Annotated in this window: 18 protein-coding genes and 1 pseudogene; 12 read left to right on the plus strand and 7 right to left on the minus strand. The window is 71.5% G+C overall.

Annotation, left to right across the window (positions count from 1 at the left end):
- The first annotated feature begins 13 nt into the window (after positions 1-13).
- Both IG90_RS0112240 and IG90_RS0112245 read left to right on the plus strand, forming a co-directional pair.
- The gene (locus tag IG90_RS0112240; protein ID WP_033894106.1) at positions 14-424 is read left to right on the plus strand and encodes a gas vesicle protein K; all 411 of its coding nucleotides are present in this window, start codon (positions 14-16) and stop codon (positions 422-424) included.
- Between the two features lie 48 nt (positions 425-472).
- Positions 473-931 (plus strand): hypothetical protein, encoded by a 459-nt coding sequence (locus IG90_RS0112245; protein ID WP_030582013.1) that lies wholly within the window; start codon positions 473-475, stop codon positions 929-931.
- A gap of 400 nt (positions 932-1,331) precedes the next feature.
- On the opposite strand, the gene IG90_RS0112250 is transcribed toward IG90_RS0112245, so the two are convergent.
- Entirely contained in the window at positions 1,332-2,072 is a 741-nt protein-coding gene (locus tag IG90_RS0112250; RefSeq protein WP_051860095.1) for an SGNH/GDSL hydrolase family protein, read from the minus strand.
- Positions 2,069-3,505, minus strand: a complete 1,437-nt coding sequence (locus tag IG90_RS0112255) for a DHA2 family efflux MFS transporter permease subunit (protein WP_078585268.1) — start codon at positions 3,503-3,505, stop codon at positions 2,069-2,071. The genes IG90_RS0112250 and IG90_RS0112255 overlap by 4 nt, the downstream gene beginning before the upstream one ends.
- Before the next feature lie 66 nt (positions 3,506-3,571).
- Between IG90_RS0112255 and IG90_RS0112260 the strand changes: the two genes are divergently transcribed.
- Together IG90_RS0112260 and IG90_RS0112270 are read left to right on the plus strand one after the other, a co-directional pair.
- Positions 3,572-4,183: a TetR/AcrR family transcriptional regulator gene (locus IG90_RS0112260; RefSeq protein WP_030582022.1), complete on the plus strand. Its 612-nt coding sequence runs from the start codon at positions 3,572-3,574 to the stop codon at positions 4,181-4,183.
- A gap of 334 nt (positions 4,184-4,517) precedes the next feature.
- Complete coding sequence (locus tag IG90_RS0112270) at positions 4,518-4,805, plus strand: metal-sensitive transcriptional regulator (protein WP_030582025.1); 288 nt, start codon at positions 4,518-4,520, stop codon at positions 4,803-4,805.
- A gap of 25 nt (positions 4,806-4,830) precedes the next feature.
- Here IG90_RS0112270 and IG90_RS41810 read toward each other — a convergent pair.
- Positions 4,831-5,143: pseudogene (locus IG90_RS41810) on the minus strand (TSUP family transporter); the annotation flags it as partial.
- A gap of 213 nt (positions 5,144-5,356) precedes the next feature.
- Between IG90_RS41810 and IG90_RS0112275 the strand changes: the two are divergent.
- From IG90_RS0112275 to IG90_RS0112305, 7 genes are all read left to right on the plus strand, one after another.
- Positions 5,357-6,235, plus strand: coding sequence for a HipA family kinase (locus IG90_RS0112275; RefSeq protein WP_030582027.1), 879 nt, complete (start codon positions 5,357-5,359; stop codon positions 6,233-6,235).
- Entirely contained in the window at positions 6,232-6,615 is a 384-nt protein-coding gene (locus tag IG90_RS0112280; RefSeq protein ID WP_030582029.1) for a DUF3037 domain-containing protein, read from the plus strand. Before IG90_RS0112275 ends, IG90_RS0112280 begins: the two co-directional genes overlap by 4 nt.
- A 219-nt stretch (positions 6,616-6,834) precedes the next feature.
- Positions 6,835-7,596, plus strand: a complete 762-nt coding sequence (gene fabG / locus IG90_RS0112285) for a 3-oxoacyl-ACP reductase FabG (RefSeq protein ID WP_030582031.1) — start codon at positions 6,835-6,837, stop codon at positions 7,594-7,596.
- 20 nt (positions 7,597-7,616) lie between these two features.
- Positions 7,617-8,372: an SDR family oxidoreductase gene (locus tag IG90_RS0112290; RefSeq protein WP_030582033.1), complete on the plus strand. Its 756-nt coding sequence runs from the start codon at positions 7,617-7,619 to the stop codon at positions 8,370-8,372.
- A 118-nt stretch (positions 8,373-8,490) separates the two neighbouring features.
- Positions 8,491-10,071: an ABC transporter substrate-binding protein gene (locus tag IG90_RS0112295; RefSeq protein WP_030582035.1), complete on the plus strand. Its 1,581-nt coding sequence runs from the start codon at positions 8,491-8,493 to the stop codon at positions 10,069-10,071.
- Between the two features lie 91 nt (positions 10,072-10,162).
- The gene (locus IG90_RS0112300; protein WP_030582037.1) at positions 10,163-10,846 is read left to right on the plus strand and encodes a uracil-DNA glycosylase; all 684 of its coding nucleotides are present in this window, start codon (positions 10,163-10,165) and stop codon (positions 10,844-10,846) included.
- Positions 10,847-10,960: 114 nt separating this feature from the next.
- The gene (locus IG90_RS0112305) at positions 10,961-11,542 is read left to right on the plus strand and encodes a hypothetical protein (protein WP_063739481.1); all 582 of its coding nucleotides are present in this window, start codon (positions 10,961-10,963) and stop codon (positions 11,540-11,542) included.
- Positions 11,543-11,565: 23 nt separating this feature from the next.
- On the opposite strand, the gene IG90_RS0112310 is transcribed toward IG90_RS0112305, so the two are convergent.
- Positions 11,566-12,039 (minus strand): hypothetical protein, encoded by a 474-nt coding sequence (locus IG90_RS0112310; RefSeq protein ID WP_030582042.1) that lies wholly within the window; start codon positions 12,037-12,039, stop codon positions 11,566-11,568.
- 147 nt (positions 12,040-12,186) lie between these two features.
- Positions 12,187-12,708, minus strand: a complete 522-nt coding sequence (locus IG90_RS0112315) for a DinB family protein (RefSeq protein WP_030582045.1) — start codon at positions 12,706-12,708, stop codon at positions 12,187-12,189.
- 144 nt (positions 12,709-12,852) lie between these two features.
- On the opposite strand from IG90_RS0112315, the gene IG90_RS0112320 reads away from it, so the two are divergent.
- On the plus strand, positions 12,853-13,758 hold the full coding sequence (locus tag IG90_RS0112320; protein WP_030582048.1) for a Gfo/Idh/MocA family protein: 906 nt from the start codon (positions 12,853-12,855) through the stop codon (positions 13,756-13,758).
- On the opposite strand, the gene lnt is transcribed toward IG90_RS0112320, so the two are convergent.
- Positions 13,730-15,349: an apolipoprotein N-acyltransferase gene (lnt, locus tag IG90_RS0112325; RefSeq protein ID WP_051860097.1), complete on the minus strand. Its 1,620-nt coding sequence runs from the start codon at positions 15,347-15,349 to the stop codon at positions 13,730-13,732. The two genes, IG90_RS0112320 and lnt, sit on opposite strands and share 29 nt — an antisense overlap.
- Positions 15,350-15,526: 177 nt before the next feature.
- The gene (locus IG90_RS0112335) at positions 15,527-16,039 is read right to left on the minus strand and encodes a nuclear transport factor 2 family protein (protein ID WP_030582053.1); all 513 of its coding nucleotides are present in this window, start codon (positions 16,037-16,039) and stop codon (positions 15,527-15,529) included.
- Between the last annotated feature and the right edge of the window lie 27 nt (positions 16,040-16,066).

Here is a 16,066-nt window from a genome sequence, read left to right on the forward strand (position 1 = left end):
GGAGGTGGACACCATGACCGGAGGCGACCGCGCACCAGGCGCGGGGGGCACGTCCGCCGCGGCGGCCGAAGAGGTGGCACGCGCCGCTGCCCAGGCGTTCGGGCTCAGCCCCGCGCGACCGGACGACAGCGGCCCCTCGGCGGCGGCCCAGCGACTGCACACCGACCCGGACACCGTGGAGCGGGATCTCATCAAACTGGTGCTCACCATCGTCGAACTGCTCCGCCAGCTCATGGAGCGCACCGCGATCCACCGCGTCGACCAGGGCGACCTGAGTGAGTCCCAGGAGGAGCGGATCGGCATGACGCTGATGATCCTGCACGAACGCATGACGGAGCTGTGCGATCGCTACGACCTGACGATGGACGATCTCAATCTCGACCTCGGGCCACTCGGCTCACTGCTGCCGCACAACGGCGCCTGAGTGCGCCTACCGAGGTTTCATCACATCACCCAAGGCAAGGAGGAGGCCATGACCACTGACGACAAGAACGCGAAGAACTCCACCCCGGACAAGGGCAGGACCACCACCGCCCGCAAGACAGCCGCCTCGGCCGGCAAGAGGGCCGGCACCACCGCCGAGAGGGCCGGCAAGCAGGCCGACGCGGCGGCGGGCGAAGCGCTGTCCGCGGCCGAGGGCGCCAAGGATTCGGCCTCGGACAGTGCGCGGGCGGCCGGTGAGACCACCCGCCGTGTCGGCCGTGCCGCGGCCGCCGGTCTCCAGAGCGGGCAGCAGGCCGTGACCGCCAACGCGGCGAAGGCCGCGAGTGCGGCCACCACGGCCTGGACCGTCGTCAAGCACCGGAAGGCGGTCGCCGCCGGAGCTGCCGCGGGGGTGGCCGGCGTCGCCGGAGCGGCGTTCGCCATCGGCCGTTCGACCGCCAAGCCTCCGACGGGTCCGCTGACTCGGCTGGCGCGTGGGCGGATCTGAGCGCGGGACGAGCGAGGGCCCGAAAGGTGGGCGGGGGCCGGAGAGTACTCTCCGGCCCCCGCCCACCTTTCGGACCCCGGCGAGGAAGTGAACCCCTGGCACTGGGCGGCGGCCACGAAGGACGGTCGGCACTCCTCGCCCGCGATCACCCTCGGTCACTGTGCTCTCCAGCGAGGCTGAAGAGAGGGGTGGCCTGGGAACGTCGTCGGGGCGGGGTGTGGGCGGCCTCGGCACACGCTCATGCTCGACAGGACGGCCCGGAGGACACCATCGTGATCATTCCTGCCGACGACGAGGATCTCCTGCGGTGGGCCATCGCCATCGCAGTCCGTGCCACGCCGGACAGGCAGCGACCTGGCGAACGGACCTGAGGCCCCGTCAACCCGCACTGACCAGTCGATCAGCACCTCCCGCAGGTCGGGGGAGCCTCATTCCGGGCGCGCTGAGCCACGGTGGTCGCGATGGCGGCGAAGGCGACGGCGTGGCCCCGGGCGTTGGCGTGGATGCGGTCGGTGGAGTAGATGCCTGGGTCGGCGGCGAGCGCGTGGTGGTGGGTGTCGACGTGGATGCCGCCGAGTGCACGTGTCAGGCCGGCGGTGATGCGGTCGAGCTCGTCGAATCGGCGGGCCATGCCGTCGGCGTGTTCCGGCGGGAAGAGGCCCGCCCGGGCGACGTCGAACAGGCCGATGGTGATGACGAGGGCGCCGCTCTCGGCGAGGGGTGCCAGGAGCGAGGTCAGTTCGGCCCGCAATGTTTCCGGGTCGAAGCCGCGGAAGGCGTTGTTGCCGCCCGCGCTCACCATCACCACGTCCGGCTCGAACTCCAGGACAGGGCCGAGCTGCTGGTCCCGGATCTCGTCGAGAAGCAAGTAGGGCTTGGCCAGGTTGACCGCGGCGAAGCCGGGGCGCGTGGCGGCGAGGGCGTCGGCGAAGCGGTCGGCGAAGGACCGGTCGTGGTAGCCCGGGAGGGGCTCCATCACGCCGGCGGTGACACTGTCGCCCGCCACGGCCAGTCGGTTCCACGGGAGATCGCGGAGCAGTTCGGCGGCGGCGTCCGGGGCCAGGCAGTACGTGTCGGACAGCTCGGCGGCGGCGTCGGCAGGCAGATGCTGGACGGGGGTCCGGTCCGGCTGGGAGGTCATCGTTGGTCTCCTTCGAGGATTCGGGCGGCGGCCGGTGCATGGTCGGCCGAGGTTGCGGGTTGCGGCAGGGGTGGGGCCGCGATGCGCAGGGCGAGACCGCCGGCGGCGGCAACCAGGTTGACGGCGGTGGCGAACCAGTACACGGCGGCGTACGGTTCCGCGCCTGTCCCCGAGACCTCCGCGATGATCACGGCCGTGGCGGCGATGCCGAGGCCGCCGCCGACCTGGCGGGCCGCCATGACCATGCCGGTCGCGGCGGCGAAGTGCTGGGGCGCGATGGAGAGGGTGGCGGCGCTGGAGATGCCGACGGTGGCCATGCCGACGCCGACTCCCATCACCGTTCCGGCCGGGAACCAGAGCGTCCAGAAGTGCGGTTCGGTGTCGATCAGCAGGGCCAGGGCGGCCGTTGAGGCGGCGATGAGGGCCGAGCCCGCCGCCACCATCGTGCGCGGGGTGAGGGCGATGGGGAGCCGTCCGACGCCGATGCCGACCACGGCGGTGACGAGCGCCGCCGGGCTCATCGCGAGGCCGGCCTCCAGGGCGGAGTAGTCCCAGGCGTCGGTCATGAAGAGCACTCCGAGCAGCATCGAGGTGAACAGTGCGGTGCCGTACATGAGGGAGACACCGCTTGCGACGGCGAAGGACCGGCTGTGGAAGAGGTCCAGTCGCAGCGCCGGTCGTCGATGCCGAAGCGCCCGTGTCACGGTCGCCACGCCGGAGAGCGCGGTGACGCCGGAGGCGGCGAGCACGTACACCGAGGACCAGCCGTGGTCGGGGCCATGGGTCAGGCCGTACACCGCCGAGCCGACGCAGAGTGCGAGCAGCAGGCCGCCTGCGAGGTCGGGCCTTCGGCCGGTGCGGGACTCGCCGGCCAGCAGCTTCCGTCCGGTGACCAGTACCCAGACCCCCACCGGCAGGTTGAGGCAGAACAGCGCTCGCCAGTCGAGCACCTCGACCATGACGCCGCCGAGTGCCGGTCCCGCGGCGGCGGCCAGCGCGCCCGCTGCGCTCCACATGCCGATCGCGGCGCGCCTGCGTTCGGCGGGGATCTCCGCGAGGACCAGAGCCAGCGAGGCCGGTACCAGCAGAGCAGCCGCCAGGCCCTGGACGGCGCGGGCGCCGAGCAGCACGGGCAGGGTCGGGGCTACGGCGATCAGCAGCGACGACGCCGTGAAGACGGCGACGCCGATCAGGAACAGGCGGGCGCGGCCGACCGCGTCGGCCAGCGGCCCGGCCGGGGCGAGCAGGGCGGCGAAGGGAATCACATAGGCGGTGGCGACCCACGAGACGGTGGTCAGCGAGACGTCGAAGTCGTCGGCGATCGCCGGGACCGCCAGGTTGGTCACGGTGGCGTCGAGAAAGCTGAGAAAGGTACCCGCGCAGGCGAGTAACAGGGCGCCGGAGGCTCTACGGGTGGAGGTGGAAGGCGTCATGGCGAGGATTTAAGAATACGATCGTTCGTATGTCAACGGCGTACGGTCGTTTGCTAAACTGCGGGCATGGCAGGACGTGCATCGGCTCAGGCCGCGCTCGAGACCCGGCGGTCAGTACTGCGCGCCGCCTCCGAACTCGCTTCCATGGAAGGGCTGGACAGCGTCACCATCGGCCGGCTGGCGGACCGGCTGGGGATGAGCAAGGCGGGTGTGATCGGCCAGTTCCGCAGTAAGGAGAAGCTGCAGCTGGAGACGGTTGACCTGGTCCTGGAGGACGTCCGCTCCCGAGTCTGGCAGCCGGTGCGCCACCTCGATGCGGGGCTGCCGCGGCTGTTGGCCGTCTGCGCGTCCTGGGTGCGCTACGCCGCAGACCCCGGCTACTCCGGGGGCTGCCTGCTCACCCAGGTCACGTACGACTACGACGGTCGCACCGGCGCTGTGCACGATCGGATCGCCGAGGGGCGCGCCCGCTGGCGGGACACTCTCCGCCGGGACATCGACATCGCCGTCGCCGCCGGGGACCTCCCGCCCGTGACGGACGTGTCCCAGGTCATCTACGGGCTGGAGTCCCTGACCGCCGGCATCACCCCGGCGAGACTCCTTCACGGCGACAGCCAGACGGAGGCCTGGGCGCTGCGCGGTATGCACGCCATCCTGGGCGTCCCCTCGACGGACTGACCCATGTGCGGGAGGGGCCCTCGTCCGGAGCATCCGGATCGTGCCACTGGCGGCACTGCTCATCATGGCGGCGTCGCCGTGGCCATCCCGGTCGGCGAGTACGCGGCCTGCATCAATGGGCCCTTGGCCGGGGTGCCCCTGCTCCCGCGTCACGTGCGTGTGGGCCACGTCCTGTGCGCGTCCCCGTCGGCTCAGTGGTTGCGCAGTGCTGCGAGGGCGTTCTCGAGGTCGGCGGCCTTCGGCCGGTTGTGGGGAGGCTTGGCGGGTACGGCGGCCATGCCGCAGCCCCGGGAGGGGAGTACAATACCCCCAGGGGTATTTGTGAGGAGTGATGATGGAGCTTGATCTGACAGGAGCCGAGCTGAAGGCGGTCCTGAACCGGCTGCGCCGGGCGCAGGGGCAGATCTCCGGAGTGATCCGGATGATCGAGGAAGGCCGGGACTGCGAAGAGGTCATCACACAGCTTGCGGCCGCGTCGCGGGCGCTGGACCGGGCCGGGTTCGCGATCGTCGCCACCGGGTTGCAGCAGTGTCTGACCGAGATGGAGGACGGTCGCCGCTCGGGCCAGGACGGGGCGGAGGTGCGCGGCCGGCTGGAGAAGCTGTTTCTCTCGCTGGCCTGACACACCTCGACGGCCTCCATCGGAAGATCACATCAGCGAACATGAAGGCCGCGACCGCCAGCAGGGCGCCGGCGAAGATTCTCTGCAGAGTCGTACTGGTGATCTTCGCCGCGAGACGCTTGCCGTCCCAGGCGCCCATGGCGGCTCCGGTGAACGGCGCGATCACCTCCCGGCGCAGGTCGCCACCGGTCCCGGTCCGCGCGCTGAGCGCGGCGAGCGAGTTGACGGCGATGACGAGCAGGCTGGTGCCCACGGCCTGTCCATGCGCAGGCCGAGGGCGCTCACCAGGGCGGGGCGGCGAGGATGCCGCCGTCGGCACCGAGGAATCCGGTCGCCGACGATCACCCTTGGTTACTATGCTCACTTCTTGCCGGAGGCCGCCGGCAAGGGGCGCGGCACCATCGACGGACTGCTCGGGGAGCGGGGAGACCGGCTCGCCGGCCGAAACTCCCCAGATTCTCCCCAGCGCCGTCGACCGGCGGTTCCCGCCCCTATGCCGCGAAGGAGTCCTCCGTGGATCGCAAGCCTGAAGAGATGGGTGGCCTGGGAAAGTGTTGGAAGAGGTCGTAGCGACCCGCTATGTCACCCCCCTGCGCGAGGGCGGCTCGCTCCCGGGCATCGTCGAGGCCGACGATCTCGGTACGTACGTCATGAAGTTCACCGGTGCGGGGCAGGGGCGCAAGACACTCGTCGCCGAGATCATCTGCGGGGAACTCGGCCGTCGGCTCGGGCTGCGGGTGCCCGAGCTGGTGACCATCGAGCTCGACCCGGTCATCGGACTCGCCGAGCCCGACGAGGAGGTGCAGGAGCTGCTCCGCGCGAGCGGCGGACTCAACCTCGGGATGGACTATCTGCCGGGCTCGCTCGGATTCGACCCGCTGGCCTACGAGGTCGGGGCCGCCGAGGCCGGGCGGATCGTCTGGTTCGACGCGCTGATCAACAACGTGGACCGGTCCTGGCGCAACCCCAACCTGCTCGTCTGGCACGGCGACCTCTGGCTCATCGACCACGGCGCGACCATGATCTGGCACCACAACTGGCCGGGCGCCCCGGCGTCCGCCGCCAAGCCGTACAACGCCTCGGACCATGTCCTGGCCCCCTTCGGCCCGGACATCGCGGCCGCCGCGGCCGAGCTCGCCCCGCTGGTCACCGAGGAACTGCTCGCCGAGGTGGCCGCCGACGTGCCGGACGTCTGGCTGGCCGACGAGCCCGGCTTCGGATCCGCCGAGGAGGTGCGCCGGGCCTACATCGCACCACTGCTCGCCCGTGCCGCCGACATCCACGAGCGGATCACGCTGGACGCGCCGGCCGCGACCCGGCCCTCCCGGGCCCCGGGCTGGCTCACCGAGAGGCTGCCACCCCGGCCGAAGCAGGCCGGCGACGGCCGCGCCGCGGCAGCCGTCCGTACCGGTGCGGAGGGCGGCCGATGACGCGGCGCGATGTCTTCGAGTACGCGATCCTGCGCGTCGTGCCCCGGGTCGAGCGCGGGGAGTGCTTCAACGCCGGGGTGCTCGTCTACTGCCGGGCCCACTCGTTCGTCGCCGCCCGCACGCACCTGGACGAGGCGAAGCTGAAGGCGCTGGACCCGGGGGCCGACGTCGTCGGCGTGCGGGCCGCCCTGCGCGCCGTCGAGGGGGTCTGCGGCGGCGGCGAGGGGGCCGGCCAGGCGGCGGGGGACGACGCCGGGCGGCGGTTCCGCTGGCTGATCGCCCCGCGCTCCACGGTCGTCCAGCCCGGCGCCGTGCACAGCGGCCTAACCACCGACCCGGCCGCCGAGGTGGAACGGCTGCTCGGCCTCCTCGTGCGCTGATCCATGCCCCGGCCGGGCCGAGACGGCACAGCGGCGGGCGCTCCCGCCCGGTGTGACGTGCGGCCCGGCGGGGCGTGCGCCGTTGACACCGGGTGCCAGGGCTTCTAGCGTCTCGTCTGCTGAAGGTACTAAGCGGTTGCTCAGCGATCGGGAGCCTGTCTGTCAGGGAAACGCCCCGACGTCCGCTGAGCCGCGATCCAAGGGCGAGGAGAACCAAGCATGTCCACCACCGAGCAGCGCGTCGCCATCGTGACGGGAGCGGCACGGGGCATCGGCGCCGCCACCGCCGTACGTCTCGCGGCCGAGGGCCGTTCCGTCGCCGTACTCGATCTCGACGAGGCGGCCTGCAAGGACACGGTCGAGAAGATCACCGCCGCCGGGGGCACCGCGCTCGCCGTCGGCTGCGACGTGTCGGACGCCGGCCAGGTGGAAGCCGCCGTCGCGCGGGTCGCCGCCGAGCTGGGCGCGCCGACGATCCTCGTGAACAACGCGGGCGTGCTCCGCGACAACCTGCTGTTCAAGATGAGCGAGTCCGACTGGGACCTCGTGATGAACGTGCACCTCAAGGGTGCGTTCCTGATGGCGAAGGCCGTCCAGGCCCACATGGTCGAGGCGAAGTTCGGCCGGATCGTCTCGCTGTCCTCCTCCTCGGCCCTCGGCAACCGGGGCCAGGCCAACTACTCCGCGGTCAAGGCGGGGCTCCAGGGCCTCACCAAGACGCTCGCCAAGGAGCTCGGCAAGTTCGGCGTCACGGCCAACGCCGTCGCGCCCGGCTTCATCGTCACCGAGATGACCGCGCAGACGGCGGCACGCGTCGGCATGGGCTTCGAGGAGTTCCAGGCGGCGGCCGCCACCCAGATCCCCGTCCAGCGCGTCGGCCGTCCCGAGGACGTCGCGAACGCCATCGCCTTCTTCGCGGGCGACGACGCGGGCTTCGTCTCCGGCCAGGTCATGTACGTGGCCGGCGGACCCCTCAACTGATCCGAAGGGCAGCGGACATCATGACGGTGCAGGACAGCGGGAAAGTCGCCCTCGTCACGGGCGCGAGCCGGGGCATCGGCTACGGGATCGCCGAGGCGTTCGTCGCCCGCGGCGACCGGGTGGTCATCACCGGCCGGGGCGAGGACGCCCTGAAGGAAGCCGTCGAGCGGCTCGGCTCCGACCGGGTGATCGGCATCGCGGGCAAGGCGCACGACGAGGCGCACCAGGCCGCGGCGGTCGAGCGCACGATGGAGGCGTTCGGCCGGGTCGACTACCTGGTGAACAACGCCGGGACGAATCCGGTCTTCGGCGCCATCGCGGAGCTCGACCTGAACGTCGCCCGCAAGGTCTACGAGACCAATGTGATCTCGGCGCTGGGCTTCGCCCAGCAGACCTGGAAGGCCTGGCAGAAGGAGAACGGCGGGGCGATCGTGAACATCGCCTCGGTCGCCGGCGTCTCCGCCTCGCCGTTCATCGGCGCGTACGGCATGAGCAAGGCGGCGATGGTCAACCTGACCCTCCAGCTGGCGCACGAGTTCGCCCCGGCCGTCCGGGTCAACGCCATCGCCCCGGCCGTGGTCAAGACGAAGTTCGCCGAGGCCCTTTACGAGGGCCGTGAAGCGGAGGCTGCCGCCGCCTATCCGCTGGGGCGGCTCGGCGTGCCCGAGGACATCGGGGGTGCGGCGGCCTTCCTGACCTCGGAGCAGTCCGACTGGATCACCGGACAGACCCTCGTGGTCGACGGAGGAATTTTCCTCAACGCGGGCGTGGGCTGAGAGCGGCCTGGACCGTTTTGGGCCCTATTGAGTCAAGTGCCCCGCCGGGTCAGCGGATTGACCCGGTGGGGCGCTGCGGTATGGTCTGCCGACCCATGGCTGATCGAGGAGCGTGCACGTGTTCTACCGGGCCAGTCTGCAGGCTGCTGCAGCCCTAGCTTCCCTTTCTCTGCTGGCCGGATGCGGTCTCCTTTCCGACAGCGGATCGGAAACGGAGCAGAAGATAACCGTCGGGACGACCAGCTCCCCGTCCACACTCGATCCTGCGGCTGCCTGGGACGGCTCCTGGGAGCTGATGCGGAACGTCTACCAGACCCTGGTGAGCTTCCCCACCGGCAGCACCAGCCCGGAACCGGACGCGGCGGAGTCCTGCAAGTTCACCGACGCCACGAGCATGGCGTACCGGTGCACGCTCAAGAAGAACCTCAAGTTCTCCAACGGCGAGAAGCTCGACGCCGAGGCCGTGAAGTACTCCATCGACCGCATCGTGGACATCCACTTCAAGGGTGGCCCGGCCGGGATGCTCGACTCCCTGGACCGGATCGAGACCAAGGGCGACGACACGGTCGTCTTCCACCTGAACAAGTCCGACGCCACGTTCCCGTTCATCCTGGCCACGCCCGCCATGTCGCTCGTCGCCCCCGGCGACTACCGCAAGGACAAGATCCGCGACGACGGCAAGGTCACCGGCTCCGGCCCGTACCTCCTGGAGTCCTACGAGAACCGGGTGACCGCCGAGCTGAAGAAGAACCCGGACTACAAGGGCTTCGCCAACCGCAGGAACGACGCGGTCACCATCCGCTACTTCGAGAAGTCCGGCGACATGGTGAGCGCGCTCAAGGCGAAGGAGATCGACGCCACCTACCGGGGTCTGACCGCCGAGGAGGTCGTCAGTCTGGAGGACAACAAGGCCGACAACGCCGGCCTCCAGATCGTCGAGAGCACCGGCGCGGACATCCGCTTCCTGGTCTTCAACCCGAAGGACCCGGCCGCCGCGAACCCCGCCGTCCGCAAGGCCATCGCCCACGTGGTGGACCGTGACGCGCTGGTCGCCAAGGTCTACCGGGGCACCGCCGAGCCCCTCTACTCCATGGTCCCCAAAGGCATCGCCGGGCACACCACGAGCTTCTTCGACACCTTCGGCGACCCGGACGTGAAGAAGGCCAAGGAGATCCTCACCGGCGCCGGTATCACCGAGCCGGTGAAGATGAGCTTCTGGTTCACCACCGACCGCTACGGATCCTCCACGGAGCCCGAGTTCGAGGAGCTCAAGCGGCAGCTGGAAGCCTCCGGGCTGTTCAAGATCAAGCTGCAGGGCGAGCCCTGGCAGAAGTTCCAGGAAGGCTTCAACAAGGGCGAGTACCCGGTCTTCGGCCGCGGCTGGTTCCCGGACTTCCCGGACCCCGACAACTTCATCGCCCCCTTCGTGGGCAAGGAGAGCGTCACCGGCACCCCGTACATCAACAAGGAGATCACCCAGGAGCTGATCCCCGCCTCGCGGCAGGAGAGCGACCGGGGCGCGGTCAGCAAGCAGTTCGAGCGGGCCCAGGAGATCCTCGTCGACGACGTCCGGCTGCTGCCGCTGTGGCAGGGCAAGCTGTACGTCGCCGCGGGAGAGGACATCGGCGGCGGCGAGCGCGCGCTCGACCCGCAGACCGTCATGCAGTTGTGGGAGCTGTACCGCAAGGCCAGCTGGTAGACGCTGTACGGGTGGGCACCGAGGGCCCGTTGTCAGTGGCGCCCGGTAGGTTCTGTGATCAAGAACCTGTTGCTCACCGGAGGTTGTGGACGTGACCGATATCGACCTGCTGCCCGAGTCCTGGCGCGCCGTCCTCGGCGAAGAACTCCAGAAGCCGTACGTCAAGGAACTGGCGGACTTCGTCGAGGAGGAGCGGGCCAGGGGCCCGGTGTATCCGCCGCGCGAGCAGGTCTTCGCCGCCCTGGACGCCACGCCCTACGACAAGGTGAAGGTCCTCGTCCTCGGCCAGGACCCGTATCACGGCGAGGGCCAGGGACACGGGCTCTGCTTCTCCGTGCGGCCCGGCGTCAGGACGCCGCCGTCGCTGCGCAACATCTACAAGGAGATGCAGCAGGAGCTCGGCCTGCCCATCCCGGACAACGGCTATCTGATGCCCTGGGCCGAGCAGGGCGTCCTCCTGCTCAACGCCGTGCTCACCGTGCGGGGCGGCGAGGCCAACTCCCACAAGAACAAGGGCTGGGAGAAGATCACCGACGCCGTGATCCGCGCCGTCGCCGACCGGCCCGACCCGGCGGTCTTCGTGCTCTGGGGCAACTACGCGCAGAAGAAGCTGCCCCTGATCGACGAGGAGCGCCACGTGGTGGTGAAGGGCGCCCACCCCTCGCCGCTGTCCGCGAAGAAGTTCTTCGGCTCCCGCCCCTTCACCCGGATCAACGAGGCCGTGGCCGCCCAGGGGCACCAGCCGATCGACTGGCGGATCCCCAGCCTCGTCTGACCCGGCCCGATCGGCGGGACACCCCCCGACCCCGTGTCTGACCGGTTGAGCGGAAGTCCGGCGCTAGCGTCGGACGGACGGGCAACCGGCTGGACGGGCGACGAGGAGACCGCAGTGGTGGAGCAGCAGGAGGCGTCCGACGACGCCGTCATGACCAGGATCGGCCAGGCGATCATGCTGCTCCACGGTGGTGACCGGGAGGAGGCCCGCAAGCGCTTCGGTGCGCTCTGGTCGGAGCTCGGAGCGGACGGCGACGCCCTGCACCGCTGCACCCTGGCGCACTACATGGCCGACACCCAGGACGACCCCGGCGACGAGCTGGCCTGGGACCTGCGGGCCCTGACGGCCGCCGAGGGGTTGAGAGCCGCCGGGGGACCGCACGAAGCCGCAGGACCGGATGAAGCCGCAGGACCGGATGAAGCCGCGGGGCCGGGCGACGGCGAGGAGGGCGGTGCCGCCGAGGGGCTGGGCGGTGTGCGGGGGGTGGAACACCGTGACACCCCGGCCGTCCGGGCGTTCTACCCCTCGCTGCACCTCAACCTCGCGGCGGACTACCTCAAGCTCCAGCGTCCCGACTCGGCCCGCATCCACCTCCAGCGGGCCAGGGCCGCGGCCGAATCGCTCGCGGACGACGGGTACGGAGGTGGGGTGCGGGCCGCGATCGACCGGCTGGAGCGCCGTATGCGGGAGCAGTGACCGGGCTCCTGCGAGGTTCCGCGTCAGCGGCCGTACGACTTCTCGCAGATGCGGGCCTCCGGGCTGCCCGCGGGCCAGCCGCCGTACCCACTGCCGAGCGCGCAGACGTCCGCGCCACCGCCGGGGACGCGCGGCACGTCGGGCACGGTGGCGGACGGCAGGTCCGGGATCCGGTGAGGCGTCCGGGGCCGTGGCGGGCCCGCGCGCTCCCGGGGACGGGCGGCCCCCGCCGGTCCGGAGCGCCGGGCCTCCGCGGGGGAGCCGGCGGCCGGGGGCGCGGGAGAGGACGGGCGGGCGGCCGGCGGGCTCGGCTCCGGCACGACCTCCAGCGCCTCACGGGCGGGCGGCTGCACGATCTGCGGAGCCACGTCCTGGACCGGCCCGGTGCTCCCGGGACGCGGGGAAGGAACGGCTCCGGGCTCCACCGAGACACAGCCGGAGGCGGCCGTGACCGCTAACCCGACCAGGAGTTTCGCGGTGATTCTGGTTCTCTGCACCCGGTAACTCTGCGGTGCGCCCCGGCTCCGGGGGGCCCGGTGGGCTGGGAATGGCCCGCACGAGTGACCCGGTCAGCGGCGCGCACCGAACCATGCGCCGGTCCAGGCACCGGCCCTTCGGCACGGTCCGGCCGTACGCCGGTGCGTTCACTTGCCGGTGGCGCCGTCCACGCGCTCGCGCACCAGGTCGGCGTGGCCGTTGTGCTGGGCGTACTCCTCGATCATGTGCATGTAGATCCAGCGGAGGCTGAACGGCTTGCCCGACGAGCTGACGCCCTTGGAGAAGTCGTCCAGGCCGAACGCGGCGGCGCTCTCGCGGGCCGCCGCTGTCTCCGCCCGCCAGACGGACTCCGTCCCGGCCCAGGTGGTGGACTCGGTCACCGTGAAGTCCCCGTCCGGGTCCTCCTCGGTGGAGTAGAGGTCCGGCAGCTCCGCTCCCGCCAGGATCTCGCGGAACCAGAAGCGCTCCACCTCGGCCAGGTGCTGTACGAGGCCGAGCAGGGTCAGCGAGGAGGGCGGGACGGACGCCTCGCGCAGCTGCGCGTCCGTGAGACCGGCGCACTTCATGGCGAGCGTCTCGCGGTGGTAGTCGAGCCAGCCCTCCAGCATGGGGCGTTCGGCGGCGTCGAAGGCGGGCTCGGAGCGCTCGGAGCTTTCGGAAGAAGTCATGGCGGCCATCTTCATCCATGATCATGTCCCTGGCCAGGAGTTCTGCGGGCGCAACCGGACAGCGGGCCGACATCGGCGGAGACGTATGCTGCCGGGGCGCGAACAGCCGCGCACAGCGGCGCGGCACGGCGACAGGGAGACCTCGTGAAGATCGGTTGCATCGGGCTCGGCGACATCGCGCAGAAGGCGTACCTGCCGGTGCTCACCGCCGTACCGGGGGTCGAACCGCATCTGCAGACCCGCACCCCCGCCACGCTCCACGCGGTCGGCGACGCCCACCGCATCCCGGCCGGCGGCCGTCACACGACCCTCGACTCGCTCCTCGCGCAAGGACTGGACGCGGCCTTCGTGCACGCCCCGACGGCCGTGCACCCGAAGATCGTGGAACGCCTCCTGGATGCCGGCGTCGCCACCTATGTCGACAAGCCGATCGCCTACGAGTTCGCCGAGTCCGAACGGCTGGTGAACCTCGCCGAGGAACGCGGCGTCAGCCTCGCCGTCGGCTTCAACCGCCGTTTCGCCCCGTGCTACTCGCAGTGCGCGGAGCATCCGCGCGAGCTGATCCTCATGCAGAAGAACCGGGTCGGGCTGCCCGAGGACCCCCGGTCCATGATCCTCGACGACTTCATCCACGTCGTCGACACGCTGCGCTTCCTGGCCCCGGGCACCGTCGACCACACCACCGTGCGGGCCCGGATCGTGGACGGCCTGATGCACCACGTGGTCCTCCAGCTGTCCGGCGACGGATTCACCGCGATCGGCATGATGAACCGGCTGAACGGGTCGACCGAGGAGATCCTCGAAGTCTCCGGCCAGGACACCAAGCGACAGGTCCTCAACCTCGCGGACGTCATCGACCACAAGGGCCAGCCCAGTGTGCGGCGGCGCGGCGACTGGGTTCCCGTAGCTCGGCAGCGCGGCATCGAAGCCTGTGTGCACGCCTTCCTCGACGCCGTACGCCGGGGCGAGACGCTCAGCGCCCAGGACGCCCTCGCGACCCATGAACTGTGCGAACGCGTGGTCAGGGAGGCCCTGGAGCAGGCCTCCTGAGAGCCCGCAGCCCCTCCGCGGCGCACAGGACTGCCAGCGCCGCCAGCGCCCCGTACACCGGCCAGTCGCCGAGCCGGCCGTAGAGCGTGCTCCCGCGCGCCAGCGGCAGGTCGAACACCTCCGCCGCGCTCGCGTCCGTGCCCAGCGGGCGGCCCACCCGCTCCCCCCGGGGTCCGTACGCCGCACTGATCCCGGTGAGCGTCGAGTGGACCATCGGGCGGCCGTTCTCGGCGGCCCGCAGCGCCCCCAGCGACGCGTGCTGGGCCGGGGCCCAGCTGTCCTGGAACGTCGAGGTGGCTGACTGGGCGACGAGCACCTGAGCACCGTCGCGCACCAGCCTGCGGCTCATGTCGGGGAACGCCGACTCGAAGCAGACCAGCGGACCGATCCGCAGCTCCCGCGCGCCGTCCGGCAGGGCCATCACCACCTGGCGGTCGCCGCGCAGGCGGTCCTCGCCGGCCGCCTTGCCCACCCAGGTCGCCCACCCCAGCAGGGAACGGGCCGGGACGTACTCGCCGAACGGGACCAGCCGCATCTTGTCGTAGCGTTCCCCGGTCGGCCCGTCAGGACCCACGAGCACCGCCGACTTGAAGATCCCCGACCGCCCCGAGCCGTCCGTCTGCCGGGCGTCCACATTGACCAGGAGATTCGCCCCGACCCGGCGGGACAGCTCCGCCAGCCGCCGTGCGGTGTCCGGGTTCTGCCACGCACCGGCCCCGATGCTGCTCTCGCCCCACACCACCAGGTCCACGCCCCGGCCCTCCATCGAACGGGTCAGCTCCTCGCCCCGGTCGAAGCGGCGCGCGACACTTCCCGGACCCTCCACGACGCCCGGCTGCACGACGGCGATCCTGACCGTGCCGACACTCTCCGGCCGGGGCGCCCAGGCCCATGTCGCGGCGACGGACAGGGCGCACACCACCAGCAGGACGCCGGCGGTCGTACGGGCCGCACGGTCGGCGATCAGCAGGGACGCTCCGGTGTTCACCGCGAGCACCAGCAGGCTCACCAGCCACACCCCGCCCACCGAGGCGACCCGCAGGGCGGGGGCGACCTCCCACTGACTCGCGCCGAGGAGCCCCCAGGGCCCACCGAGCCCCTCCCAGGACCGCACCAGCTCGATCATCAGCCACCCGGAGGGCACGACGACCACGGCGGCCACGGCGCGCGGCACGGAGGGAGACCCGCCGAGCAGCCGTGACACCAGCAGCCCCCAGGGCGCCCAGAGCAGCCCGAGCAGGGCGGCCAGCAGCAGGATGAAGACGTGGAGGCTCGGCATCAGCCAGTGGTGCACGGCGATGACGAACCCGGTCCCGCCGATCCAGCCGTCGAGCGCCGCCCGGCGGGGCGAGTGCGCCGTGCGGATCAGCAGCAGCCATGGGACCAGCGCCACGTAGGCGAACCACCAGAGGCCGGGCGCGGGAAAGGCGAGCGAGGGCAGTGCCCCGGCGAGCAGCGCCACCGCGCCCCGCGCCCAGGGGGAGGGGAGCAGCCGTGCCCCGGCGGAGTCCCGGCCGCCGGCCGCCGGTCCGTCACCGGTGGCGGCGGCCGCGTTCCGGCCGATCGGGAGACGCCCGCCCCGGATTCGCATGCCGTGCCCTCCCTCGGTCGTGCGCGGGCGTGAGGGCGGCCGCCGTCACCGCGTCAACCACTGGACACCCTGTCTGGATGTCCAGTGTGGGGGAGGTGATCCCCGCCGGACACAGGACGCGGCCGGGCGGGGGCACGGCGGACCGCCCGGACGTCCACCGGGCGACGACGGCAGGCCCTACGCGCCCGGTGCCCGGCGCCACTTCTCGTGGACGGTGACCGTACGGATCAGCCAGCCCGGTTCGGCGCGCTGCAGCTCGAAGGTGTAGCGGCCGCCGGTCACGAAGCCGGGCGTGGCGCGCCCGGCGCGCCCGGAACCGGCATCCCCCGGCGCGTCCGCGTCCGGGCCGCCCGCCGCCTTCCGCTCCAGGCACATCGGATTGAGGTAGTCGGCCCGCACCTCGGCCCGGTCGCCCGGGTAGCCGCCCAGGTCCTCCAGGTCGATCCGGCGGTTGACGATCAGATGCTGGCGTACGGGGAAGAGACGCATCGTCTCCTCCAGCCACCGGGCGATCTCGCCGGCCGGGCCCTCCCCACCTCCCGCGCTCCGGTAGTCCGCGCGGCCGTCCGGGGTGAACAGGGCGCCGTAGTCCGACCAGGCCCCGTCGTCGACGGCCACCGCGTACCCGGTGATCACCGCATCGATGGCAAGCCGGTCCATCACGGTCGCGAGCGCCACACGCTGTGTCATTGGCCAAGTCTCGGTCAAGCCGCCCGT

The sequence above is a fragment of the Streptomyces anulatus genome, assembly GCF_000721175.1.
In the GTDB taxonomy this organism is placed as follows: domain Bacteria; phylum Actinomycetota; class Actinomycetes; order Streptomycetales; family Streptomycetaceae; genus Streptomyces; species Streptomyces anulatus_C.